This window comes from Photobacterium sp. R1 (genome assembly GCF_054600795.1).
The window spans coordinates 1-259 of sequence record NZ_BAAHZP010000695.1; the positions used below are offsets into that span (position 1 = coordinate 1).

Annotated in this window: 1 protein-coding gene; it reads left to right on the forward strand. The window is 57.1% G+C overall.

Annotation, left to right across the window (positions count from 1 at the left end; genetic code table 11):
• On the forward strand, positions 1-259 hold a 259-nt coding region (locus tag ACYP03_RS26870; protein WP_459782790.1), incomplete at both ends, for a hypothetical protein.

Below are 259 nucleotides of genomic sequence, written 5' to 3' on the forward strand. Positions count from 1 at the left end.
GATTCTGATCCGCTGGTGATTCCGCTGAACGTGTTGCTGATCGATGATGACGGAGACACCACGCCGGGTACTATCACTGTCAATATCACCGACGGCGGCGATGCCGCGGGTGGCGAAAGTGTCGCTGTTGCTATAACAGAGCCGGATTCTGATCCCACCTTATACCCGGCAAGCAATAGCCAGGATGTCGTGATTGCCGCAGGTGCCGACCGGTTAGTGCCGGAATCGGTACAAATCGATCCGGCCGACGTGCAGGCAT